22 protein-coding genes are annotated in these 23,006 nt (G+C 72.5%); 15 read left to right on the top strand and 7 right to left on the bottom strand.

Annotated features, from left to right (window positions below):
* Positions 1–140: 140 nt before the first annotated feature.
* Positions 141–1,211, bottom strand: coding sequence for a LacI family DNA-binding transcriptional regulator (locus tag BM076_RS19285; protein ID WP_177246515.1), 1,071 nt, complete (start codon positions 1,209–1,211; stop codon positions 141–143).
* A 90-nt stretch (positions 1,212–1,301) separates the two neighbouring features.
* Here BM076_RS19285 and BM076_RS19280 point away from each other — a divergent pair, with 90 nt between their 5' ends.
* From BM076_RS19280 to BM076_RS19225, 12 genes are all read left to right on the top strand, one after another.
* Complete coding sequence (locus tag BM076_RS19280; protein WP_093714863.1) at positions 1,302–2,558, top strand: MFS transporter; 1,257 nt, start codon at positions 1,302–1,304, stop codon at positions 2,556–2,558.
* Between the two features lie 9 nt (positions 2,559–2,567).
* Positions 2,568–3,929 carry a Pup--protein ligase gene (gene pafA, locus BM076_RS19275; protein WP_093714862.1) on the top strand — a complete coding sequence of 454 codons (1,362 nt, stop codon included), beginning with the start codon at positions 2,568–2,570 and terminating at the stop codon, positions 3,927–3,929.
* Between the two features lie 159 nt (positions 3,930–4,088).
* Positions 4,089–5,093: an FKBP-type peptidyl-prolyl cis-trans isomerase gene (locus tag BM076_RS19270; protein WP_093715047.1), complete on the top strand. Its 1,005-nt coding sequence runs from the start codon at positions 4,089–4,091 to the stop codon at positions 5,091–5,093.
* Between the two features lie 40 nt (positions 5,094–5,133).
* Positions 5,134–5,505 carry an FKBP-type peptidyl-prolyl cis-trans isomerase gene (locus BM076_RS19265; protein ID WP_093714861.1) on the top strand — a complete coding sequence of 124 codons (372 nt, stop codon included), beginning with the start codon at positions 5,134–5,136 and terminating at the stop codon, positions 5,503–5,505.
* 232 nt (positions 5,506–5,737) lie between these two features.
* A complete protein-coding gene (locus BM076_RS19260; RefSeq protein WP_093714860.1) occupies positions 5,738–6,676 on the top strand; it encodes a helix-turn-helix transcriptional regulator in 939 nt (312 codons plus the stop codon).
* 15 nt (positions 6,677–6,691) lie between these two features.
* Positions 6,692–7,648 (top strand): helix-turn-helix transcriptional regulator, encoded by a 957-nt coding sequence (locus tag BM076_RS19255; protein WP_093714859.1) that lies wholly within the window; start codon positions 6,692–6,694, stop codon positions 7,646–7,648.
* A 12-nt stretch (positions 7,649–7,660) separates the two neighbouring features.
* Positions 7,661–7,921 (top strand): hypothetical protein, encoded by a 261-nt coding sequence (locus tag BM076_RS19250; protein ID WP_093714858.1) that lies wholly within the window; start codon positions 7,661–7,663, stop codon positions 7,919–7,921.
* Between the two features lie 21 nt (positions 7,922–7,942).
* Positions 7,943–8,146, top strand: a complete 204-nt coding sequence (locus BM076_RS19245) for a hypothetical protein (RefSeq protein ID WP_093714857.1) — start codon at positions 7,943–7,945, stop codon at positions 8,144–8,146.
* Positions 8,147–8,380: 234 nt separating this feature from the next.
* Entirely contained in the window at positions 8,381–8,656 is a 276-nt protein-coding gene (tatA, locus tag BM076_RS19240; protein WP_093714856.1) for a Sec-independent protein translocase subunit TatA, read from the top strand.
* Between the two features lie 74 nt (positions 8,657–8,730).
* On the top strand, positions 8,731–9,660 hold the full coding sequence (tatC, locus tag BM076_RS19235) for a twin-arginine translocase subunit TatC (protein ID WP_093714855.1): 930 nt from the start codon (positions 8,731–8,733) through the stop codon (positions 9,658–9,660).
* Positions 9,661–9,716: 56 nt separating this feature from the next.
* Positions 9,717–10,613, top strand: coding sequence for a diacylglycerol kinase (locus BM076_RS19230; protein WP_093714854.1), 897 nt, complete (start codon positions 9,717–9,719; stop codon positions 10,611–10,613).
* Positions 10,614–10,859: 246 nt separating this feature from the next.
* On the top strand, positions 10,860–13,679 hold the full coding sequence (locus tag BM076_RS19225; RefSeq protein WP_407640683.1) for a DEAD/DEAH box helicase: 2,820 nt from the start codon (positions 10,860–10,862) through the stop codon (positions 13,677–13,679).
* 114 nt (positions 13,680–13,793) lie between these two features.
* On the opposite strand, the gene BM076_RS19220 is transcribed toward BM076_RS19225, so the two are convergent.
* From BM076_RS19220 to BM076_RS19200, 5 genes are all read right to left on the bottom strand, one after another.
* Positions 13,794–14,411 (bottom strand): hypothetical protein, encoded by a 618-nt coding sequence (locus BM076_RS19220; RefSeq protein WP_143120595.1) that lies wholly within the window; start codon positions 14,409–14,411, stop codon positions 13,794–13,796.
* Positions 14,412–14,543: 132 nt separating this feature from the next.
* A complete protein-coding gene (locus BM076_RS19215) occupies positions 14,544–15,200 on the bottom strand; it encodes a response regulator (RefSeq protein WP_093714852.1) in 657 nt (218 codons plus the stop codon).
* The gene (locus BM076_RS19210) at positions 15,152–16,264 is read right to left on the bottom strand and encodes a sensor histidine kinase (RefSeq protein WP_093714851.1); all 1,113 of its coding nucleotides are present in this window, start codon (positions 16,262–16,264) and stop codon (positions 15,152–15,154) included. Before BM076_RS19210 ends, BM076_RS19215 begins: the two co-directional genes overlap by 49 nt.
* Positions 16,261–17,619, bottom strand: a complete 1,359-nt coding sequence (locus BM076_RS19205) for an FtsX-like permease family protein (RefSeq protein WP_093714850.1) — start codon at positions 17,617–17,619, stop codon at positions 16,261–16,263. Before BM076_RS19205 ends, BM076_RS19210 begins: the two co-directional genes overlap by 4 nt.
* Positions 17,619–18,482 (bottom strand): ABC transporter ATP-binding protein, encoded by an 864-nt coding sequence (locus tag BM076_RS19200; protein WP_093714849.1) that lies wholly within the window; start codon positions 18,480–18,482, stop codon positions 17,619–17,621. The genes BM076_RS19205 and BM076_RS19200 overlap by 1 nt, the downstream gene beginning before the upstream one ends.
* A 322-nt stretch (positions 18,483–18,804) precedes the next feature.
* On the opposite strand from BM076_RS19200, the gene BM076_RS19195 reads away from it, so the two are divergent.
* The 3 genes from BM076_RS19195 to BM076_RS19185 all read left to right on the top strand — a co-directional run bounded on the left by BM076_RS19195 (position 18,805) and on the right by BM076_RS19185 (position 21,587).
* Positions 18,805–19,449 (top strand): PadR family transcriptional regulator, encoded by a 645-nt coding sequence (locus BM076_RS19195; RefSeq protein ID WP_245796162.1) that lies wholly within the window; start codon positions 18,805–18,807, stop codon positions 19,447–19,449.
* Between the two features lie 258 nt (positions 19,450–19,707).
* Entirely contained in the window at positions 19,708–20,814 is a 1,107-nt protein-coding gene (locus BM076_RS19190; protein ID WP_093714848.1) for an ATP-binding cassette domain-containing protein, read from the top strand.
* On the top strand, positions 20,811–21,587 hold the full coding sequence (locus tag BM076_RS19185; protein WP_093714847.1) for an ABC transporter permease: 777 nt from the start codon (positions 20,811–20,813) through the stop codon (positions 21,585–21,587). Before BM076_RS19190 ends, BM076_RS19185 begins: the two co-directional genes overlap by 4 nt.
* A gap of 75 nt (positions 21,588–21,662) precedes the next feature.
* Here BM076_RS19185 and BM076_RS19180 read toward each other — a convergent pair whose 3' ends face one another.
* Positions 21,663–22,523 carry a siderophore-interacting protein gene (locus BM076_RS19180; protein WP_093714846.1) on the bottom strand — a complete coding sequence of 287 codons (861 nt, stop codon included), beginning with the start codon at positions 22,521–22,523 and terminating at the stop codon, positions 21,663–21,665.
* Positions 22,524–23,006: the final 483 nt, after the last annotated feature.

Below are 23,006 nucleotides of genomic sequence, written 5' to 3'. Positions count from 1 at the left end.
CGCAGTTCCTCGCGCCCCTTTGGGGCGCCACCTTTCTCCGTGAGGAGTGGGGTGCCCCGTGAAGGGCGCTGGGGGCACCCCCAGCGGTAGCTGGGGGAGGAACTGCGCGAGCAACCACGACGGCGGGGCGGCCGAAGACGTCAGACCGCAGGCGGAGCCGTGGAGTCCCGGACCACCAGGTCCACGGGCAGCTCGACGGAGTCGACGGCTTCGCCGTCGAGGAGGGCGAGCAGGGCCGTCATGCCCCGGGCACCGACGTCCTCGGCGGGCAGCCGGACCGACGTGAGTTCGGGATCAAGCGCAGCGGCGAGCGCGAAATCGTCGAATCCCGTGACCGACAGGTCACCCGGCAGCCGGAGCCCGAGGCTCCGCGCGGCCTTGCAGGCGCCGGCGGCGAGGAGATCGCCGTCGCAGAGCAGGGCGGTGGGCCGGGCCTGTCCGGCGGGCGGGCGCAGCGCGCGAAGAGCCGCGGCGCGGGCCGCGTCCACGTCGAGCGGGCACCGCTCGGAGGTGAGGACGGCCCCGGGCACGCCGGCCAGCTCGGCCGCCACCGTGGCCGTACGGACCCGGAACGTCCAGGCGTCGATGTCGGCCGCGACATGGGCGATCCTGCGGTGCCCGAGGCCGACGAGGTGCCGTACGACCTGCCGCATCCCGTCGGCGACCGCCAGGTCCACCGTGGGCGGCCCGCCCGGCGCCGCCGGACCGCTGTCGAGCATGACGAGCGGCAGCTCGCCGCCGCCGATCCCGGCGAGCGCGTCCGCGGCCATCGAGGAGGCGATCACCCCGTCGATCGCGGCCTGCGCGGAGCCGAAGGGGTCACGCGCGGGCCCCACCCCGGCCGGCGACGGATAGAGCACCACCCCGAAGCCGTGCTCGGCGGCGACCCGCGCCGCGCCGGTGTAGACCCGGGCGAAGTAGTCGTTGGTGAGGGCGGGCACCACCATGAGGGCGGTGCGGGTGCGGCCGAGCCGCAGATTGCGGGCCGCGAGATTCGGCCGGTAGCCGAGCCGACCGGCGGCGTCCCGTACGGCGTGCGCCGTCCGCTCCGACACCCGGCCGTGCCACTTCCCGCCGAGCACCAGCGACACCGTGGCCTGCGACACCCCGGCCGCCCGCGCCACGTCCCGCGAGGTCGGCCGCGCGCTCCCCGTCAACCTTCCGCACCCTTTCCGTTCGTCCGTGCGGGTGGACCCGCCGACAGCCGTCATGGTACGTATGACCGTAGACGTTATACGTAACACCTGAGCGGCCGGCCGAGTGACGGCCGACCGGGTGGCGACCGGGGGAGAGGGGCCGGGATGGCGGGACCTGGGACCGGATACGGGGACCTGCTGCGCACCCGGCACGCCGGCCGGCTGCTCGGCGGCACCCTGCTGGGCCGGCTGCCCAACGCCATGGCCGCCCTCGCCATCGTGCTGTTCCTGCGCTCCGAGGGCGCCGGATACGGGCTCGCGGGCACGCTGTCCGCGCTCTACGGCGCCGCCGTGGCCGTCGGCCAGCCGTTGCTCGGCCGGGCCGTGGACCGACGCGGCCAGCCGCGGGTGATGACCGCCGCCGCCCTGCTGTCCGGCGCGGGCTTCGCGCTGCTCGCCGCCAATGGCCCCCGGCCGCTCCCGGTGGCCGTGGCCGCCGTCGTCCTGGCCGGGGTCGCCACCCCGCCGCTGGAGGGCGGCCTGCGCGCCCTGTGGCCCGCCGTGCTGCGCGACGAGCAGCAGGTGCAGAAGGCGTACGCGCTGGACGCCGCCGCCCAGGAGGTGCTGTTCACGGTCGGCCCCCTGCTGGTGACCCTGGTGGTCTCCGCCGCCTCGCAGGCTGCCGCCCTGATCGTCACCGGCGTGCTCGGCGTGGCCGGCACCCTGGTCGTGATCACCTCCGGGCCGTCCCGGGACTGGCGCGCCGCACCGCGCGAGGCGCACTGGCTCGGCGCCCTGCGCTCCCCGGGTCTGGCCGTCCTGCTCGGCGCCTTCTTCTTCGTCGGCATCGCGCTGGGCACCGTCTCGCTGGCCGCCGTGGCCTACGGCGACGCGCACGGCGGCGGCCCGGTCGCCGCGTATGTCCTGGCCGCCAACGGCGCGGGCGCGCTCATCGGGGGCCTGGGCTACGGCGCCCGCGGCTGGTCCGGCGTCCCCGAACGGCGGCTGCGGCTGCTCTCGGTCGGCCTCGCCCTCTGCTTCCCGCCGCTGATGCTCGTCCCCGGCGTCGGCTGGATGCTGCCGCTGGCCGCCCTGTCCGGACTCTTCCTCGCGCCGACCCTGGCCTGCGGCTTCCTCGTGGTGGACCGACACGCCCCGAGCGGCACCGTCACGGAGGCGTTCTCCTGGGTGGTGACCGCCATCGGCGTCGGCGCGGCGCTCGGGACGGCCGCCGCGGGCCTTGCCGCCCAACACGGCGGTACGGCCGCCGGATTCGGCGTGGCGGGCGCGGGCGGCGCGGTCGCCACCCTCGTCCTGCTGTCCACCAGCCGAATCCTGACGGTTCCAAACCTCGCGGGCGGGTCCGAAAAAGATCGAAACGGAGCGGTCGAACCTCGTTTCAGCTCCACGCATCAGGCGTAATGTTCAGACATGGACCGCCGCATTTTCGGGCTGGAGAACGAGTACGGCGTCACATGCACGTTCAGGGGACAGCGGCGTCTGTCCCCTGACGAGGTGGCGCGGTACCTCTTCCGCCGTGTCGTGTCATGGGGCCGTAGCAGCAATGTTTTCCTCCGCAACGGTGCCCGCCTCTACCTCGACGTCGGCTCGCACCCGGAGTACGCCACTCCCGAGTGCGACAACGTCACCGAACTCGTCACGCACGACAAAGCTGGCGAACGCATCCTGGAAGGTCTTCTCGTGGACGCCGAACGGCGGCTCCACGAAGAGGGCATCGCCGGAGATGTGTACCTCTTCAAGAACAACACCGACTCGGCCGGCAACTCCTACGGATGCCACGAGAATTACCTGGTCGCCCGGCACGGGGAATTCTCCCGGCTGGCCGACATCCTGATTCCCTTCCTCGTCACACGGCAGCTGCTGTGCGGCGCGGGCAAGGTGCTGCAGACCCCGCGCGGCGCCGTCTTCTGCGTCAGCCAGCGGGCCGAGCACATCTGGGAGGGCGTCAGCTCCGCGACCACCCGCTCCCGCCCGATCATCAACACCCGTGACGAGCCGCACGCCGACGCCGAGCGTTACCGGCGCCTGCACGTCATCGTCGGCGACTCCAACATGTCCGAGACCACGATGCTGCTCAAGGTCGGCGCCACCGACCTCGTGCTGCGGATGATCGAGGCCGGCACCGTGATGCGCGACCTGACCCTGGAGAACCCGATCCGGGCGATCCGCGAGGTCAGCCACGACATCACCGGCCGCCGCAAGGTGCGGCTGGCCTCCGGCCGCGAGGCGTCCGCGCTGGACATCCAGCAGGAGTACTACTCCAAAGCCGTCGAATTCTGCGAGCGGCGCGGCATCCGCAGCGGCGTCATCGACCAGGTGCTGGAGCTGTGGGGCCGCACCCTGGACTCCATCGGCAGCGGCGACCTGTCCGCGATCGGCACCGAGATCGACTGGGTGATGAAGTACCAACTGATCGAGCGCTACCGGAACCGGGACAACATCTCGATGTCCCACCCCCGGGTCGCCCAGATCGACCTCGCCTACCACGACATCCACCGCCGCCGCGGGCTGTACTACCTGCTGGAACGCAAGGGGCAGGCCAAGCGGATCTGCAGCGACCTGAAGATCTTCGAGGCCAAGTCGGTGCCGCCGCAGACGACCAGGGCGCGGCTGCGCGGCGACTTCATCCGCCGCGCGCAGGAACAGCGCCGCGACTTCACCGTCGACTGGGTGCACCTCAAGCTCAACGACCAGGCGCAGCGGACCGTGCTGTGCAAGGACCCCTTCCGCTCCGTGGACGACCGGGTCGAAAAGCTCATCGCCGGAATGTAGGACCGGTGGCGGTGCCGGGGCGGACGGAAAACACCCCAACTCGGCGCCACAGGCGGCACACAGGCCCCGTGCGGAACTCGTACGGGGCCTGTGGCACGCCGTAGGGTGTGGGACGGCATCCAGCCGCCGTTCCCGACCCGACCCGAACCGAGGACCCTCGTGCGCCGACGCTCCGTACTGCTCGCCGTGCCCGCGCTCATGCTCACCGCCGCCGGTTGCGGCAGCGACGACAGCAAGAGCGACGCGGCGGCCTCAGAATCGCCCTCGACCTCGGGCACGCCGTCCGCGTCCGCCACGCCGAGCACCAAGATCGTGGCCGGGCCCGTACCGGACATCACCGCCGGCACCAAGTTCGGCGACAAGCCCACCGTCGCCAAGGGCACCGGCACCCCCTCCACCGACCTGGCCGTCAAGACCGTCATCCAGGGCGACGGCGCCGCCGTCGTCGCCGGGGACTACGTCACCACCAACTACCTCGGCCAGATCTGGGACACCGCCAAGGTCTTCGACACCTCCTTCGGCCGCGGCCCGTACACCAACGTCATCGGCCAGGGGAAGGTCATCCCCGGCTGGGACAAGGGCCTGGTCGGCCAGAAGGTCAACAGCCGCGTGGAGATGGCGATCCCGCCGGCCCTGGGCTACGGCACCTCAGGCAACTCCCAGGCCGGCATCAAGGGCACCGACACGCTGGTCTTCGTGATCGACATCCTGGAGACCTTCAACGCCAAGAGCTCCGCCAAGGGCAAGGAAGTCCCGCAGGAGGACGCGAACCTGCCCAAGGTCGGCACCAACACCGACGGCAAGGCGCCCAGCATCACCGTGCCCAAGACCAAGGCGCCCACCAAGCTCGTCTCCGAGTACATCCTGGAGGGCGACGGCGCCGCGGTGAAGGCCACCGACACGCTGCTGCTCCAGTACAAGGGCGTGCTGTGGGACGGCGGCAAGGAGTTCGACGCCAGCTACACCGCGGGACAGCTCGCCGCCTTCCCGCTCGCCCAGCTGATCAAGGGCTGGCAGGAGGGCCTGGTCGGCAAGAAGGCCGGCAGCCGGGTGATGCTGGTGACCCCTGGGGACCTCGCCTACGGCGCCAACCCGCCCAGCGGCAGCAACATCCCGGCCAATGCCACCCTGGTCTTCTCCTTGGACATCCTGGCGATTCTGTAAGACTGTCCGGGTTGCCCGCAACAGCACAAGGAGCATTGACGTGAGCATCGAGAAGCCCGAGATCGACTTCCCGGGCGGCGAGCCGCCGGCCGATCTGGAGATCAAGGACATCTGGGAGGGCGACGGCCCGGTCGCGAAGGCCGGGGACAATGTCTCCGTCCACTACGTCGGCGTCGCGTTCTCCTCCGGCGAGGAGTTCGACGCGAGCTGGAACCGCGGCACCCCGCTGCAGTTCAAGCTCGGTGTCGGCCAGGTCATCGCCGGCTGGGACCAGGGCGTGCAGGGCATGAAGGTCGGCGGTCGCCGCCAGCTGATCATCCCGGCGCACCTCGCCTACGGCGACCGCGGCGCCGGCGGCGCCATCAAGCCGGGCGAGACGCTGATCTTCGTCTGCGACCTCGTCGCCGTCTGATTGTGTTCGCTCGCCTCCGGGCGCTTAGACCCGGTGTCGACAGTCGATCGTGCTCAATCCTTCGTTCCTCAGGATCTCCGCGCGTTCTCCTTTTCGACACCGGCGCGCCCTTTGGCTCGCTCACCTCTGGGTGAGGGTAGGGGTCCCGGCCGGGAGGCCGGGGCCCCTCGGCTTTTGCCGTGGGACCCGGTAGCGGTACGGTCGGCGGCGAGAGCTGAACGAAGGGTGCGGGATGGCGATTGCCAAGGCTGAGCGGTTGATGAATCTCGCGCTGTGCCTGATGAACACCCGGCGCCCGGTCAGCAAACGCGAGCTGCGCAGCTCCATCGAGGCGTACCACGAGGTCACCTCGGACGACGCCTTCAACCGGATGTTCGAGCGGGACAAGGACGACCTGCGCGAACTGGGCCTGGTCATCGACACGGTGGAGAATCTCGACGGCGAATTCGGCTATCTGGCGCGGCGGGACCGCAACCGGCTGCCGGACATCGCCCTCGACCCGGAGGAGGCCGCGGCGCTCGCGCTGGCCGCGAAGGTGTGGCAGCAGGCCCGCTTCGCCGAGGCCGCCAGCGGCGCCCTGCAGAAGCTGCGCGCGGCCGGCGTCCCGTACGAGGACACGCACAGCGCCCTGGAGCCGCGGATCCCGACGCCGGAGCCCGCCTTCGAGGCGCTGATGCTCGCCACCCGCGAGCGGCGCGCCGTCGCCTTCGACTACCGCAAGGCCAACGCGGTACGGCCCGAGCCGCGGCAGGTCGAACCCTGGGCGCTGGAGTGCTGGCGCGGCCACTGGTACGTGGCGGGCTGGGACCGCGACCGCGGCGCCGTCCGGGTCTTCCGGCTCTCCCGGATCAGCGGCAAGGTCCGCACCCGCGGCGCCTTCACCGCCGAGGTGCCCGCGCACGTGGACGTCCGCGAGGCCGTGGCCCGCTGGGCGGGCGAGGGCGCCACCACGACCGCCCGCATCCGCCTGCGCCGCGACAGCGGCTACCCGCTGCGCGCCCGCGCCGTGACGAGCACCCCGGTGGACGCCGACTGGGACGAGCTGGAGATCCCCTACGGTCACGGACTCGACGCCTGGCTCGCCGAATTCGGCCCCGACGTCGTCGTCCTGGCCCCCGAGGAACTCCGCGCCGACGTGACGGACCGGCTGCGCGCCGTGGCCAAGGGCTGAGGGGGGCTCGAACTCATGAGCAACGCGATCGACCAGACGCGGCGGATGCTGTCCCTCGTGACGTATCTGCGGGAGCGGCCCGGGGCGCGGGTCAGCGAGGTGGCGCGGGCGTTCGGGGTGACCGAGGCCGAGCTGATCGGGGACCTCAATGTGCTGCCGCTGTGCGGCACCAGCTTCCGCGGCGGCGACCTGCTGGACATCGACACCGACGGCGAGCGGATCTGGTGGCACAATCCGGGCACCGCCGACGACGTGGCGCAGCCGCTTCGGCTGGCCGCCGACGAGGCCACCGCGCTGCTGGTGGCCGCCCGCGCGGTGGCGAATCTGCCGGGGCTGCGCGACAGCGACCGGCAGGCGCTGCTGCGGGCCGGCGCCAAGCTGGAGGCCGCGGCGGGCGAGGCGGCGGGCGCCAGCGCCCGGCTGTCGGTGACTTTCGAGTCCGAGGGCAGCGTCTTCGCCACCGTGGACCGGGCCATCACCGAGCGGCGCCGGCTGTGGATGCGCTACTACTCGCCCGCCAGGGACGCCCTGACCGAGCGTGAGGTCGACCCGATCCGTCTGTTCGCCGTCGGGCACACCTACTTCGAGGGCTGGTGCCGCCTCTCGGAGGACCGCCGCACCTTCCGGCTGGACCGCGTCGAGGAGATCCGGCTGCTCGACGAGCCCGCCGACCCGCCGCGGATCGAGCCGCGCGACCTGTCGCAGGGCCTGGTGCAGCCCGCGGGCGACGACCCGGAGGTCGTGATCGAAGTCGGCCCCGGCGGGCGCTGGGTCGCGGAATACTATCCGCACGACAGCGCCGAGGAGCAGCCCGACGGCGGCCTGCGCATCACCTTGCGCACCCCCGACCCCGGCTCGCTGCGGCGGCTGGCGCTGCGCCTCGGCCGGGACGGCCGGATCGTCTCGCCCGCCGAACTGGCCGCCGACGCACGCGACGCGGCCGTACTGGCGCTCGCCGCCTACGGGGAGTGAGAGGACATCACGATGACGGCCACGGCTTCCGGCTGCGCGCCCACGCCCCTGCCCGCCCCCGTGCTCTTCCGGGCCGGCTGCCCGCACTGCCGCTCCAGCTTCGAACTGTCCGCGACCGCCCTGCGGCTGGCCATCGGCGCCTCGGCCCGCACCACCTTCTACTCCTTCACCTGTCCCGAGTGCGACACCGCCGTCCGCAAGCCGGCCGGCGAGCGGATCGTCGAACTCCTCACCGTCGGCGGCGTCAGTACGATGCGCCTGCACGGTCACTGAGAAGCGGTAGGCTCGCGGCCCATGTGGTGGCTCTACTTGTACGTCGGCCTGTCGACCGCGGGACTCCTGGTGCTCGGGGTGCTCGCGATCCGGGTCTTCGCCGCCGTGCGGGAACTGGCCCGTCAGGTGGCCGCGAGCACCGCCGCACTGGCCGCCGCGAGCGACCGGATGCAGCGCGCCGCGCGCCCGCTGGCCGAGCGCGCCGGGCAGATCTCCCGGGGTTGAGCCTGCCGCGACCCCGCTCACGCGGGGTACGCTGACCGGGCGGCCCGTACCAAACAGCGCGGCGAGGGCTCGCAACCGGACGGATTCCGGGGCATTGCCCGGCATTCACCGGTGCACGCTACGATCACAGCCAGCGCGGCGGCCGGGCACCTGTCCGAACCGCCGGGCACCTGCCGAAGCTGATGCGGAGGCAGGCAGGAACACGCCGCCCACCGGTGAGAAGGTAGACATTTTATGCTCGGCAATCTCAAGCCCCTGGAGATCGTCCTCATCCTTCTCGTCGTCGTCCTGCTCTTCGGCGCGAAGAAGCTGCCCGACATGGCCCGGTCCCTCGGCAAGTCGGCGCGCATCCTGAAGAGCGAGGCCAAGGCGATGAAGAACGACGACGCCACCGCGGAGTCCACCGCCGCGCCGCAGGAGACGGCCGCTCCCCGTACGATCCAGGCCGCGCCCGGCGACACCACCAGTGCCCGTCCGGTCGCCGAGCCCGCGGACCGTACGCAGGGCTGATCCGGCCTGACCCCCTCTGCTGAAGGACGAAGCCGGCCGCGAGGCGGCGGCTGCCGCACGAGACGAGGACGTGGGTGCTCAAGACTGCCCGCAAGCAGGAGAAGGACCCCGAGGGGCGGATGCCCCTCGCGGACCACCTGCGTGAGCTGCGCAACAGGCTGGCCAAGTCGGTCCTGGCGATTCTGGTCGTCACGATCGTGGCGGCCTTCGTCTACAAGGACATCATCCACTTCTTCCAGCACCCGATCCTGAAGTCGGTCGGCTGTGTGGACGGCGCGACCCACCAGAAGAACGGCCAGCCCTGCGCCCAGATGACCGTCAACGGTCTGCTCGGCGGCTTCTCCATCGCGCTCAAGGTCTCGCTGATGGCCGGCATCGTGGTGTCCTCGCCGGTCTGGCTCTACCAGCTCTGGGCCTTCCTCGCGCCCGGTCTGCACCGCAACGAGAAGCGCTACACGCTGGGCTTCGTCGCCGCGGGCGTCCCGCTGTTCTTCGCGGGCGCCCTGCTGGCGTACGCGATCCTGCCGCAGACCGCCAAGATCATGATCGGCTTCGTCCCGGACGACACCACCAACCTGCTGGCGCTGGACGACTTCCTCGACCTCGTCGTCCGTATGGTCATCGTCTTCGGCCTCGCCTTCGAACTGCCGCTGGTGCTGGTGCTGCTCAACTTCACCGGCCTGGTCAGCGGACGCCGGATGCTCGGCTGGTGGCGCGGCATGGTGATCGGCATCACCGTCTTCGCCGCCGTCGCCACCCCCACCGGCGACCCGCTCACGATGTGCCTGCTCGCCGCGCCGATCGTGGTGCTGTACTTCCTGGCGATGGGCGTCTGCTTCTTCAACGACAACCGCCGCAAGCGCCGCCGCGAGGCCGACCCGGACTTCTCGCTCGACCCGGACGAGGCGTCCACCCTGGACCACGTGCCCGAGCAGATCACCGCCGAGCCGTACCAGGACAGGACCGGCGAGCGCCTCGACGACGGCTACGACGACGCCACCTGACGCGAGACCCCGGCCGGCCGGGTGACGGCGTGCCGCCGGTCGGGTAGGGTCCGCGCGTGACCAGCGAGATCACCCTCTTCGTCAATCCCGTCGCCGGACGCGGCCGGGGCGCGCGGGCCGCGCAGCCCGCCGCTCAGGCGCTGCGCGCGGCCGGCTTCGGCGTCCGTACCGTCGTCGGCGAGGACGCGGCCGACGCGCTGGACCGGGCCCGGTCGGCCGTCGCGGACGGCACCGGGGCGCTGGTCGCGGTCGGCGGCGACGGCATGGTCTCGCTCGCGCTCCAGGCCGTCGCCGGGACGGGCACCCCGCTCGGTGTGGTCGCGGTCGGCACCGGCAACGACTTCGCCCGGGTGAACGGCCTGCCGGTCCGCGACCCGGCCGCCGCGGGCACGGCGATCGCGGCGGCGCTGCGGGACGGCCGGGACCGGGCGCTGGACCTCGGCCGGATCGGCGACCGCTGGTTCGGCACGGTGCTCGCCTCCGGCTTCGACTCGCGGGTCAACGACCGCGGCAACCGCATGACCTGGCCCGTCGGCCGCTTCCGCTACGACCTGGCGATGGTCGCGGAACTGGCGGCGCTGCGGCCGATCCCGTTCCGGGTGACCTTCGACGACGGGCCGGAGGAACGGATCGACGCCACGCTGATCGCGGTCGGCAACGGCTCCTCGTACGGCGGCGGCATGCGGATCTGCGCGGACGCGGCGATGGACGACGGGCGGTTCGACGTGTGCGTGGTCGGCCCGTGCAGCCGCGCCACCTTGCTGCGGGTCTTCCCGCGCGTCTACCGCGGCACCCACACCGGCCACCCGGTGGTCACGATGCGCCGCGCGGCCCGCGTCCGGCTCGACGTCGACCCGGCGCAGGACGTGACCGGCTACGCGGACGGCGAGCGGGTCGGCCCGCTGCCGCTGGTCGCGGAGACGGTGCCCAAGGCGGTACGGCTGCTGGCCTGAGCCGGCACGGGCATGTCCGTGCCGTTCCGGGCCGGGCCGTCGCCCGTACCGGCTGGTCGGCGGGCCGGCCCGGGACCCGGCCGCCGGGGTCCGCGGCGGGTAAGGCGGAGGAAAAGATCACGTGGTGTGTCGGTGCCTGCGGGTAGGCTCGGAGTCAAGATGACCGAAGAGATGTCCCCACACGAGATGTCACCGGGCGGGACGCCCGCGGACGGCACGGCGGCCGACGAAGCGGCGTTCGACGCGATGTCGCCGGCCGAGCGCTTCGCCGCCAGCCGCCGCCGCGCCACGGAGAACGCGACGGCTCTCGCGCAGTTCCGCGAGATGTACGAATTCGGCCTCGACCCCTTCCAGATCGAGGCGTGCCGTGCGCTGGAGGGCGGCAGCGGCGTCCTGGTCGCCGCGCCGACCGGCTCGGGCAAGACCATCGTCGGTGAATTCGCCGTCCACCTCGCGTTGCGCGAGGGCCGCAAGTGCTTCTACACCACGCCGATCAAGGCGTTGTCCAACCAGAAGTACAGCGACCTCGCCAAGCGTTACGGCGCCGAGAAGGTCGGCCTGCTGACCGGCGACAACAGCGTCAACGGCGACGCCCCGGTGATCGTCATGACCACCGAGGTGCTGCGGAACATGCTGTACGCGGGCTCCGCCGCCCTCGACGGCCTCGGCTATGTGGTGATGGACGAGGTGCACTACCTGTCCGACCGCTTCCGCGGCGCCGTCTGGGAAGAGGTGATCATCCACCTCCCGCAGTCGGTGACCCTGGTCTCGCTGTCCGCGACCGTGTCCAACGCCGAGGAGTTCGGCGACTGGCTGGACACTGTACGCGGCGACACCGAGGTCATCGTCTCCGAGCACCGGCCGGTCCCGCTGTGGCAGCACGTGCTGGCCGGCCGCCGGCTGTACGACCTGTTCGAGGAGAAGTCCGCCGGCCCCGACGGCCGGGGCAGGGGCCGCCGCGAGGTCAACGCGGACCTGGAGCGGCTCGCGCGGATGGAGAACCAGCGCAGCTACCACCCCCGGGCCAAGCGCGGCCGGGAGGCGGACCGGGAGCGCGAACGACGCGCCCGCAGCCGGGTCTGGACGCCCAGCCGCGCCGAGGTCATCGACCGGCTGGACAACGAAGGACTGCTGCCCGCGATCACCTTCATCTTCAGCCGGGCCGGCTGCGAGGCCGCGGTGCAGCAGTGCCTGTACGCGGGCCTGCGGCTGAACACCGAGGACAAGCGGGCCCAGGTGCGGGCCATCGTCGAGGAGCGCACCCGCGCCATCCCGGACGAGGATCTGCACGTCCTCGGCTACTTCGAGTGGCTGGAGGGCCTGGAGCGCGGGATCGCCGCCCACCACGCGGGCATGCTGCCGACCTTCAAGGAGGTCGTGGAGGAGCTGTTCGTCAAGGGCCTGGTCAAGGCGGTGTTCGCCACCGAGACGCTGGCGCTCGGCATCAACATGCCGGCCCGCTCGGTGGTGCTGGAGAAGCTGGTGAAGTGGAACGGCGAGACCCACGCCGACATCACCCCCGGCGAGTTCACCCAGCTCACGGGCCGCGCCGGGCGGCGCGGCATCGATGTCGAGGGCCACGCCGTGGTGCTGTGGCAGCGCGGGTTCGACCCGGGCGCGGTCGCGGGCCTGGCCGGCACCCGTACGTATCCGCTGCGGTCGTCCTTCAAGCCGTCGTACAACATGGCGGTCAATCTCGTCGGGCAGTTCGGGCGGCACCGTTCGCGGGAGCTGCTGGAGACGTCCTTCGCGCAGTTCCAGGCCGACCGCTCGGTGGTCGGCATCTCCAAGCAGGTGCAGCGCAATGAGGAGGGGCTCGACGGCTACAAGCAGTCGATGACCTGTCACCTCGGCGACTTCGACGCCTATATGCGGCTGCGCCGCGAGCTGAAGGAACGCGAGGCGGAGCTGTCCCGGCAGGGCGCGATGCAGCGCCGCGCGGCGGCCTCGGGCGCGCTGGAGAAGCTCAAGCCGGGCGACATCATCCATGTGCCCGCGGGGAAGTACGCCGGTCTCGCGCTGGTGCTGGAACCCGGGGTCCCGGCCGGCCGGTCCAACGGCCACCCGCATCGCAACGAGGAATTCGCCGACGGGCCGCGCCCGTTGGTGCTGACCGCCGAGCGGCAGGTCAAGCGACTCGGACAGATGGACTTCCCCGTGCCCGTCGAGGCGCTCGACCGGATGCGGATCCCCAAGTCCTTCAATCCGCGCAGCCCGCAGTCGCGGCGCGACCTGGCCTCGGCCATGCGCTCCAAGGCGGGCACGGCGGGCTGGTCGGCGCCCGCGCGGCACCGCAAGCAGCGGGCCGCGGCGGCCGACGACACCGAGATCTCGCGGCTGCGCGCCGCGATCCGCGCGCACCCCTGCCACGGCTGCGAGGAGCGCGAGGACCACGCCCGCTGGGCGGAGCGCTACCACCGGCTGCGGCGCGACACCCAGCAGTTGGAGCGGCGGATCGAGGGCCGCACCAACACCATCGCCAGGACCTTCGACCGGATCTGCGCGCTGCTGTCCGAACTGGGCTATCTGGAGGGCGAGAAGGTCACGCCCGAGGGACGGCGGCTGGCCCGGCTCTACGGCGAGTTGGACCTGCTGGCCAGTGAATGCCTGCGCGAGGGCGTCTGGGACGGGCTCGGCCCGGCCGAACTGGCGGCGTGCGCCTCGGCGTTGGTCTACGAGACCCGGCAGTCCGACGACGCGGTCGCGCCGAAGCTGCCGACCGGCAACGCCAAGGCGGCGCTCGGCGAGATGGTCAGGATCTGGGGCCGGCTGGACGCGCTGGAGGAGACGCACCGGATCAACCAGGCCGAGGGCGTCGGTCAGCGCGAGCCCGATCTCGGCTTCGCCTGGCCCGCCTACCGCTGGGCGTCCGGCCACGGCCTCGACTCGGTGCTGTCCGACGCCGACATGCCCGCGGGTGACTTCGTGCGCTGGTGCAAGCAACTCATCGATGTGCTCGGGCAGATCAGCGACGCGGCGCCCGAGGGCAGCCCCGTCCGGCGCAACGCCCGCAAGGCCGTCGACGGGCTGCGACGCGGCGTGGTGGCGTATTCATCGGTCGGCTGAGAGCTGAGAGCTGAGAGCTGAGGGCCGAAGACCGGCGGCCGGCGGTCGGCCGCTCGACGCTGACGGCCCCGCGCCCGCTTCCCGCGGGTACGGGGCCGCCGTCGCGACCGGGGCTCAGTGACCGGTGGTCTTGGTGCAGGTCAGCGAGCCGTTGACGGTGACCTTCTGGCCGCTGCCGCCCGTCATGCCGGCCTCGATGACCAGGTCCTTGACCGTCACCTTCCACGTCCCGCCGCTCTTGCCGCCGGACACGGTGCCCGACTGGCGGCTGCTGAAGCTCTGCTCGGCCGAGATGTCGAGCAGCGCCAGCTTCTGCGGACCCGCGGTCGTCGCGATGAAGGTGGGGTAGCGGGGCGCCGACGCGTCGGTCTTGTCGGGCGCGGTCACCCCGATCAGCTTGCCCGCCACGACCTCGCAGGAGATCGCGCCGGTGAACACCGCGGTGCCGGAGGCGTCCCCGGTGTAGTCGAGCCGCCCGTTGCCCGACCTCGTCGGTACGGTCGCGGCCGTCGTCGTCGGCGCGGCGGCGGAGCCGGTCGGCTGCGTCGAGGCCGACGCCTGACCCGACGCCTGACCCGACGCCTGCCCCGACGGCTTGTCCGAGGCGTCGGACTTGTCGTCGGACGACGAACAGCCCGCCAGCGCCGTACCGGCGAGCGCGAGGGCGAGCAAGGTGGTGGTGAGTGCGGTGGTGCGGCGCATGCGGCCGTGGTCCTCCCCGTCGGTGAGCAATCCGCACAGTGTAGGGACAGTTCGCGCACGGAGGGTGCGACTCCGGTCACGCGCACGGTGGTTGAGGTGCCGGGGGTGCGCGTGGGGCGCCCCGCACGGGACGGACCTCGCGGGGGAGTGCGGGCGCACGGCCTAGGACGACTCCTCGGTGCGCAGATACTCAAGGACCGCGAGCACCCGGCGGTTGTCGTCCGTGGCGGTCGGCAGGTCGAGCTTGCCGAAGATGCTGTTGATGTGTTTGCTCACCGCGTTCTCCGTGACGACGAGGGCGGCGGCGATGCCCGCGTTGGAACGTCCCTGGGCCATCTGGGAGAGGACTTCGCGCTCGCGCGGGGTCAGCCGGGAGACGGGACCGCTGCCGCCCAGCCGGGAGACCATCGCCGAGACCACCTTCGGGTCCAGCACGGTCGCGCCCCTGGCGACCTGGCGCACCGCGTCCACGAAGTCGGGCACATTGCCGACCCGGTCCTTGAGGAGGTAGCCGATCGCGCCCTCGCCGGAGCTGAGCAACTCCCGCGCGTAGAGCTGCTCCACGTACTGGCTGAGGACGACCACCGGCAGGCCGGGGCGGCGTTCGCGGGCGGCGAGCGCGGCCACCAGGCCCTCGTTGCTGAAGGTGGGGGGCATCCGGACGTCGACGACGGCGACGTCCACGTCCTCCTCGGCCAGGGCCCGCGACAGCGCCTCCGGGTCGCCGACCGCCGCCACCACCTCGAAGTCGTGCGCCTCCAGCAGGCGGGTCAGGCCGTCCCTGAGGAGGGCGAGGTCTTCGGCGATGACAACGCGCACGGTACCTCCATCGTGACCCGGGTCGGGCCCCCGGGCGGGCTGTCCACAGTCAAGGTGCCGTCGAAGACCTCGAGCCTGCGGGCCACCCCGGTCAGTCCGGTGCCGGCGCCGAGCTGCGCGCCACCGGAACCGTCGTCGCCGACGACGACCGTCAGCGTACCGGCGCGGTGCGCGAGGTGGACCCACGCCCTGGTGGCACCGCTGTGCTTGATCACATTGGCCAGGCACTCGGCGGACGCGAAGTACACTGCGGACTCCACCGGCGCCTCCAGCCTGCCCGGCACCTCCGCCTCGACACGTACCGGCAGGGCCAGGTCGAGGGCGACCGCCTCCACCGCGCCGACCAGACCGCGGTCGGCCAGCACCGGCGGCTGGATGCCCTCCATGACCGTCCGCAGCTCCTCCAGCGCGGTCAGCGTGGTGGCCCGCGCCTCGGCGAGCAGCGGCGCGACCGCCTCCGGCTTGCTGCTCAACAAGTGCTCCGCGAGGCCCAGATTCATCGCCAGCGACACCATCCGGGCCTGCGCCCCGTCGTGCAGGTCCCGTTCGATCCGCTTCAGCTCGGCGGCCTGTACGTCCAGGACGCCGCTGCGGGTGCGGCGCAGCGCCGCCACCCGTTCGGCCAGCTCCCGCTCGCGGGCCGGCGGCCTGCGCTGCAGCCACCAGGCGTGCGCCAGCAGCGCCACCGCCACCACCGGGGTGGAGAACACCGGCCAGAAGAAGCCGCCGCCGCTCAGCGCCCAGGACACCACGTCGATCGCCACGTACACCGCGCTCAGCGCCAGTTGGAGGGCGAACCCGCGCCGGCCGCGCGGCTTGCGCACCGCCCACCGGACGCCGTACTGCACGGCCAGATTGACGCCGAGGCCGAACCACACCCAGCGCGGCCAGAAGTACTGCGGGCGCGCCTGCGCCCACACCAGCGTCACCGCCACCGCGACGACCACCGAGAGCGCCGCCTGCCGGACCAGCCACACACCCCAGCCCGACCCGCGCGGCCACGCGCCCCGACCGGGCCCGCGCAGCCGCGGGCCCGGTCGGGAGGGGTGCTGACCGGCGGTCACGCCGCCACCGCCGGGCGCAGCGCCGTGGTCATGGGGGTGCGCCCGGTGCGCCGGGCGGCGGCCAGCGCGGCGCCGAGGGCGAGCACCGCCACCCCGGCGACCACGGCCGCGTGGATGCCGACGGCGGAACTGGGCAGGGCGTCACCGGTCACGGCCAGACTGTAGGGCACGGCGGAGGCCACCGCCGCCAGGGTGCCGAACAGCAGCCCGGTCACCAGCATCAGCGCGGTCTCCGCGGTCACCTGCCGCAGCACCTGCCGGGGTGTCGCGCCGGCCAGCCGCAGCTGCGCGAACTCGGCGCGCCGCGCGGTGGTCTCGGCCACCACCAGATTCACCAGCATCACCGCGGCGAAGACCGCGAGCATGCCGACCACCACGTAGTTGAGTATCGCGGTGCCCTTGTCGTCGGCGGACAGTTGCGGGTGGGCGGAATTCCACACCGCCTGCATGGTCAGCGTGCCCGTGGAGATCGCCGTGCACAGCACGATCGGCATCACCGCGGTGGCCGCCCGCTGGAAGCGCTGCCGTACGGCCAGCACACCGAGCGTGCCGGGCGATCCGAGCAGGCCGAGCAGCGGAGCCGCGGCGGCGGTGACCGCCCGCACCAGCACCGGGGCGAGCAGGGCGAAGCCGATGCCGGTGAGGATCGCGCCCTCGCCGGCGACCGACTGCGAGTCGATCTTCGAGCCGTCCAGGGAGGTGGCCGTGACGACCGCGCAGCTCGCGCCCGCCACCACCAGCACCAGCCCGGCGATCAGCCGGAAGCGGCTGGTGTGCCGCCCGCCCGCCGACGCCTGCCGGTGCGCCTCGACGGCCCGCCTGCGGGCGGCGCGCCGGGCGGTGCCGAAGGACGCGGCCAGAGCGGCCAGCAGGGTGCCGCCCGCGCCGACGGCCAGCGCCGAGGCGCCGAAGGCGAAGTCCACCCCGTCCCGCACCTGGCCGCTGTTCTGGAGCAGACGCAGCAGGGTCCAGCCGCCGCCGTAGCCGAAGGGCAGCGCGAGCACCACACCGGCCAGTGCGACCAGGGCCGTCTCGCCGACCACCAGCCGTACGCTCTGGCCGGGGGTGGCGCCCAGCGAGCGCAGCAGCGCCAGTTCGCCTGCGCGTTGCCTGGCCGCGACCGCGAGGGTGGTGGCCACCGCGGAGGCGACCACGAGTACCCCCCAGCCGCCGACGACCGAGGCCATGATGGTGAGCGTGTTCCGATCGGTCTTGCCGACCCCGTCGCCGCCCGCGGTGTCCAGCAGCGAGGCGAAGGACATCAGGATGACCGCGCCGAGGAACACGGCGAGGAAGGCGGCGACGAAGCTGCCGCGGCGGTGCGCGACCGAGGCGCGGGCGAGTCCGGTGGCCATCACGCGACCTCCGTCCGGAAGGCGCGGGCGGCGGCGGTCACGGGGGTGCCGGGTCCTGCCGGCGCGGCGCCCGCGGCGGTCACGCGGGAGTCGAGAGCGGCCATCCGGCGGGCGACCTCGGTCGCCTCGGGGGAGCTCAGCTCATCCACCAGGCGGCCGTCCGCGAGGAAGAGGACGGTGTCCGCGTAGGCCGCGGCCACCGGGTCGTGGGTGACCATGACGACGGTCTGGCCGAAGGCGTCGGCGCTCTCCCGCAGCAGCTTGAGCACCTGCCGGCCGCTGCTGGTGTCGAGCGCGCCGGTGGGCTCGTCGGCGAAGAGCACCGCGGGCCGGGTGGCCAGCGCCCGGGCGATCGCCACCCGCTGCTGCTGCCCGCCGGACAGTTCGGCCGGCCGGCGGTCGGCCAGCTCGGCAATGCCCAGCCGTTCGAGCACCGCGACGGCCTCGGCCCCGGCCCTGCGGCGGCGCCGCCCGGCCAGCGTCTGCGGCAGCAGCACGTTCTGCCGCACCGTCAGATACGGCACCAGGTTGTAGTGCTGGAAGACGAAGCCGATCCGCGAGCGCCGGAAGCGGGTCAGCTCCGACTCGCCGCCGCCCGGCAGTTCGGTGCCGCCGACCAGCACCCGGCCCGACGTCGGCCGGTCCAGGCCCGCCGCGCATTGCAGCAGGGTGCTCTTGCCGGAGCCGGACGGCCCCATCACCGAGGTGAAGGTGCCGGCGGCCAGCGCCAGCGAGACGCCGTCGAGCGCCGTCACCGGGCGGCCCGCGCCCGCTCCTTCGCCCTCGCCCGCGGCCCCGTACACCTTCACCACGTCCGACAGCCTCAGCGCCTCCGCGGCGCCGCCCCTCGTGATGCTGTCCATCGCCTTGTCCTTCCGCCGTACCGGCTGTTCTTCCGACACCGACGACGCTACGGATCGCGGAAGGGCCGCGACATGCAGGCAGTATCCGGATTCCGGGGTACAGAAAACCCCACCCCGGCGGTGCGCTTTCCGGCGCCGGAGGGCCTTCGGAGGTATCGTGCGCGCGGCCGTCAAATTCACGATGTATCGCGGTTGTCCCGACGCGATACACGCGATATGCTCGGCCACGGATATACGGCGACGAGCGATAAGCGGCAAGCGAAGGGAGGTGGGTCCGACGGCCAAGCGACGCAAACTCTCCAACCCCCTGGCCCTGGCGGTCATGGTGTTCCTCAACGAACGCCCGATGCACCCGTACGAGATCGCCCGGCTGATGCGGCAGCGCGGCAAGGAACACAGCATCAAGATCAACTACGGGTCGCTCTACACGGTCGTGCAGAATCTGGAGAAGCACGGCTTCGTGACGGCCGTCGGGGTCCAGCGCGAGGGCAACCGGCCCGAGCGCACCCTCTACGGGCTCACCGACGAGGGCCGCACCGAGATGCACGACTGGCTCGCCGACATGGTGGCCGTGCCGTCCCGCGAGTACCCGGCCTTCGAGTCCGCGCTGTCGCTGCTCATGGCGCTGCACCCGGACGAGGCGGCGGAGTTGCTCGCCGAGCGGGCCCGCGCGCAGGAAGTGCAGGCCGCCGCGCTGCGCGGCGTGCTGACCATGCTGGACGGCGAACTGCCGCGGATCTTCGTGCTGGAGACCGAATTCCAGGCCCATATGCGGGAGGCCGAGGTCACCTGGGTGCGGTCGCTGCTCAAGGAACTGGACGAGGGGACGGTCTCCGGGGCCGCCGAATGGCGCGAGTGGCACGAGACCGGCCGGGTGCCGGAGCAGTGGGCCGTGCTGGAGGACGAACTGCGCGACTCCGGCACCGCGAGCGATCTGCTGGAGCGGCTGAAGGGGAACACCGACTGACCGAAGCACCGTGAGGAATCCGGACCCGCAACAGGTCCGGAACGCAAGACTCCGGCGCCCGCTGCGGCAACAGCGGACGCCGGAGAACGAACCATCGAACGGACACCCGCGGGAAGCGGGCCGGGTCCGAGGTGCGGCACACCCACGATAACCCGGCTCCCTCCCGCGTCACCGAAACGCCGTCCGTCGGCCGGCCCCCGCAGCAGCGCGGGCCCCGGCCGCCCGGCGGCGCCCACCTGTACGCGGAGGACCGACATCATGACCGCTCACGCGCCCGCTGTCGTGGCGCACGACCTGATCAAGACCTATCCCGGCGGGGTACGGGCCCTGGACGGCATGGCCGTCACCGTCGAGGCCGGCACCGTCTTCGGACTGCTCGGACCCAATGGCGCGGGCAAGTCCACCACCGTCAAGATCCTCACCACACTGGCCCGCCCGGACTCCGGCGCCGCCGTCGTCGCCGGGCACGACGCGCTGCGCCACCCGGACCGGGTGCGCCGCGCCATCGGCGTCGTCGCACAGAAGTCCGGCGCCGACCCGGTCGCCACCGGCCGGGAGAATCTGCTGCTCCAGGGCAGGCTCTACGGCCTGCGGGGCGCCGCGCTCGGCAAGCGGGCCGACGAACTGCTCGACCGCTTCGACCTGACCGCCGCCGGGCGCCGGATGGTGAAGACGTACTCCGGCGGTATGCAGCGCCGGCTGGACGTGGCGCTCGGCCTGATGCACCGGCCGCAGGTGCTCTTCCTCGACGAGCCGACCACCGGACTCGACCCGGAGGCGCGCACCGCGATGTGGGAGGAGATCTCCCGGCTCGCGGGCGACGAGGGACTCACGATCCTGCTCACCACGCATTATCTGGAGGAAGCCGATCGGCTCGCGGAACGGATCGCGATCGTCGACCGCGGCCGGGTGGTCGCGGAGGGCACCCCGGACGGGCTGAAGGGCGAACTGCGCGGCGACGCCGTCCATGTGGAGCTGAGCCGCACCCCCGACGAGGTGGACGCACGGCTGCTGGCCACCGCGCTCGGCGAATGCGCCGCCGTGCGCGAGGTGACCTTCGACGGCCGCAGGCTCAGCGCCCGCGCCGACGACGGACCTGCCGCCGTACCCCGGGTGCTGACCGCCCTGGAACAGCAGGGCGCCGCTGTCGCCTCGGTCACCGTCGCCCGCCCGTCGCTGGACGACGTCTATCTGCGGTACGCGGGCCGCCGCTTCTCCGAGGCGGACACCGCGGGCCACCAGGACAACTCCGGCCGTACGGGGGGAACCGCGCCCGCCGACCCCACCGGCCGTACGGACGCGGCCGGCGCGCACGACGACACCGCGGGGAACGTCCCCGCCCGCACCTCCGGAGGCGCGCGATGAGCACGACCCTCGACCAGACCTGGTACATGACGCAGCGTCAGCTCATGGCGATCGTCCGCCAGCCGGTCTTCGTCGTCATCACCCTCGTCCAACCCGTCATCTGGCTCTTCCTGTTCGGCTCGCTCTTCCGCAAGGTCGTCGAACTGCCGGGCTTCGGTGGCGGATCGTACCTGGACTATCTGGTGCCGGGCGTCGTCGTGATGAGCGCGGTGTCCTCCAACATGTGGGCGGGCATGGGCACGTTGGAGGAGATCGAGCGCGGCACGCTGAACCGCTTCCTGACCACACCGGTCAGCCGCGCGGCCCTGATGAACGCCAATGTCGTGCAGCAGGGCTTCAGCACCGCGGGCCAGTCGGTGATCATCGTGCTGCTCGGCAAGCTCGGCGGCGCCGACTACCCCGGCGGGATCGGCGGCATCGTGCTGCTGATCATCGCGTCGATCATGCTCGGCACGGTCTTCGGCGCCTTCTCCAACGCGCTGGGCATGCTGGTCAGGCAGCGCGAGAGCATCATCGGCATCAACACCTTCCTGCTGCTGCCGCTGACCTTCCTGTCCTCCGCCTTCATGGCTCCCGGCCTGATGCCGTCCTGGATGCGGCACGTCGCCGACTTCAACCCGGTCAACTGGGCGCTGGTCGCGGGCCGTTCCGCGATGTCCGCCGACCCTGACTGGGGCGATGTGCTCAGCCGCGGCGGCGGTCTGCTCGCCCTGGCACTGGCCGCGGTGTGGCTCTCGACGCGCACCTTCCGCTCGTACCAGAAGTCGGTTTGACCGAAGGCCGCACAGAAGGCGGGCGGTGACAGGGGACTCCCTGCCGCCGCCCGCCTCCCGTGTCGCAGCGGGGCCTCAGCCGTCGGCGCCGCCGGTCTCCTGCTCCCGCTCCACCTGCTCGTTCCACTCCCGCTTGGACGCCTGCCAGCCGTCCTCGTTCCTGCCGAGCCGCCAGTAGCCGGAGATCGACAGCCGCTCGCGCGGGATCTTCCGGTCAAGACGCAGGTGGCGGCGCAGTTCCTTGACGAAATTGGCCTCGCCGTGCACGAAGACCTGCACGTCACCGGGCGGGAAGTCGAGCGCGGTGACCGCCTCGACCAGCGCCTGGCCGACCGGCCGCGTACCGCGATGCAGCCAGACGATCTCGGCGTCGCCCGCCGTGACCAGCTTCTGCTCCTCGGCCGGCCCCTCGACCTCGACGAACACCTTCGCCCGCGCGCCGGGCGGCAGTTGCTCCACCGCGGCGGCGACGGCGGGCAGCGCGCTCTCGTCGCCCGCCAGCAGATGCCAGTCGGCGTCGGCCTCCGGCGCGTAACCGCCGCCGGGCCCCATGAAGTGGATGCCGTCGCCCGGCTTGACGCCAGCCGCCCACGGTCCGGCGAGTCCCTCGTCGCCGTGGTGCACGAAGTCGATCGTCATCTCCGGACCCGCCGGGTCCCAGGCCCGCACGGTGTACGTACGGGTCGTCGGCCACTGCTCGCGCGGCAGGTCCCGGCGGACCGCCTCGATGTCCAGCGGCTCGGGATAGCTGACCCCGGGCGGCGCGAAGAGCAGCTTGACGTAGTGGTCGGTGTGGTCGCCGACGGGAAGCCCGGCCAGGCCCTCGCCGCCGAGCACGACCCGGATCATGTGCGGGGTGATGCGCTCGGAACTGATCACCCGGGCGTGCCGCAGCCGCGGGGTACGGCGCTCCCGGTCCGCCGGTCGCTCTGCCATGGGCGTGCTCCGCTCTCTCGATCGACCGTCGATGTGCGGCGGCCCTGTGCTGGTGGTGCCGTGCCGTGCTGTTGGTTAGGTAAGCCTAACCGATTCCCGCGCGAGTCCGCCGCGCCGCTCCGCGCGCCCGCACGGGGCCGCTCCGCGCGCCCGCACGGGGCCGCTCCGCGCGCCCGCACGGGGCCGCTCCGCGCGCCCGTACGGACGCCGATCTGACGCCGCTTCACTTCTTGAAGGCTGCGCTTCCCCTTGACGCCGGACGGCTGACGTCGCTTCCATACGGTTACGAATGGGAGCGCTCCCATAAGCGGTCCCGTCGGAACCCCCACCACGAACTGAAGCGTTCCGTCCCCCCACCGAGAGGAATCGCCACCGTGGTCACCGTCCCGGACTCCCCGAGTCCCCTGAATACCCCGGGCCTGTCGCGGCGTCTGAGCCGGCTGCGGGTCCTGCTCGCCGCCGCCGTCGCGGTGGCCCTGCTCG

This window comes from Actinacidiphila alni, from assembly GCF_900112845.1.
Classification (GTDB): domain Bacteria; phylum Actinomycetota; class Actinomycetes; order Streptomycetales; family Streptomycetaceae; genus Actinacidiphila; species Actinacidiphila alni.
This window is presented reverse-complemented; position numbering and strand designations above follow the sequence as displayed.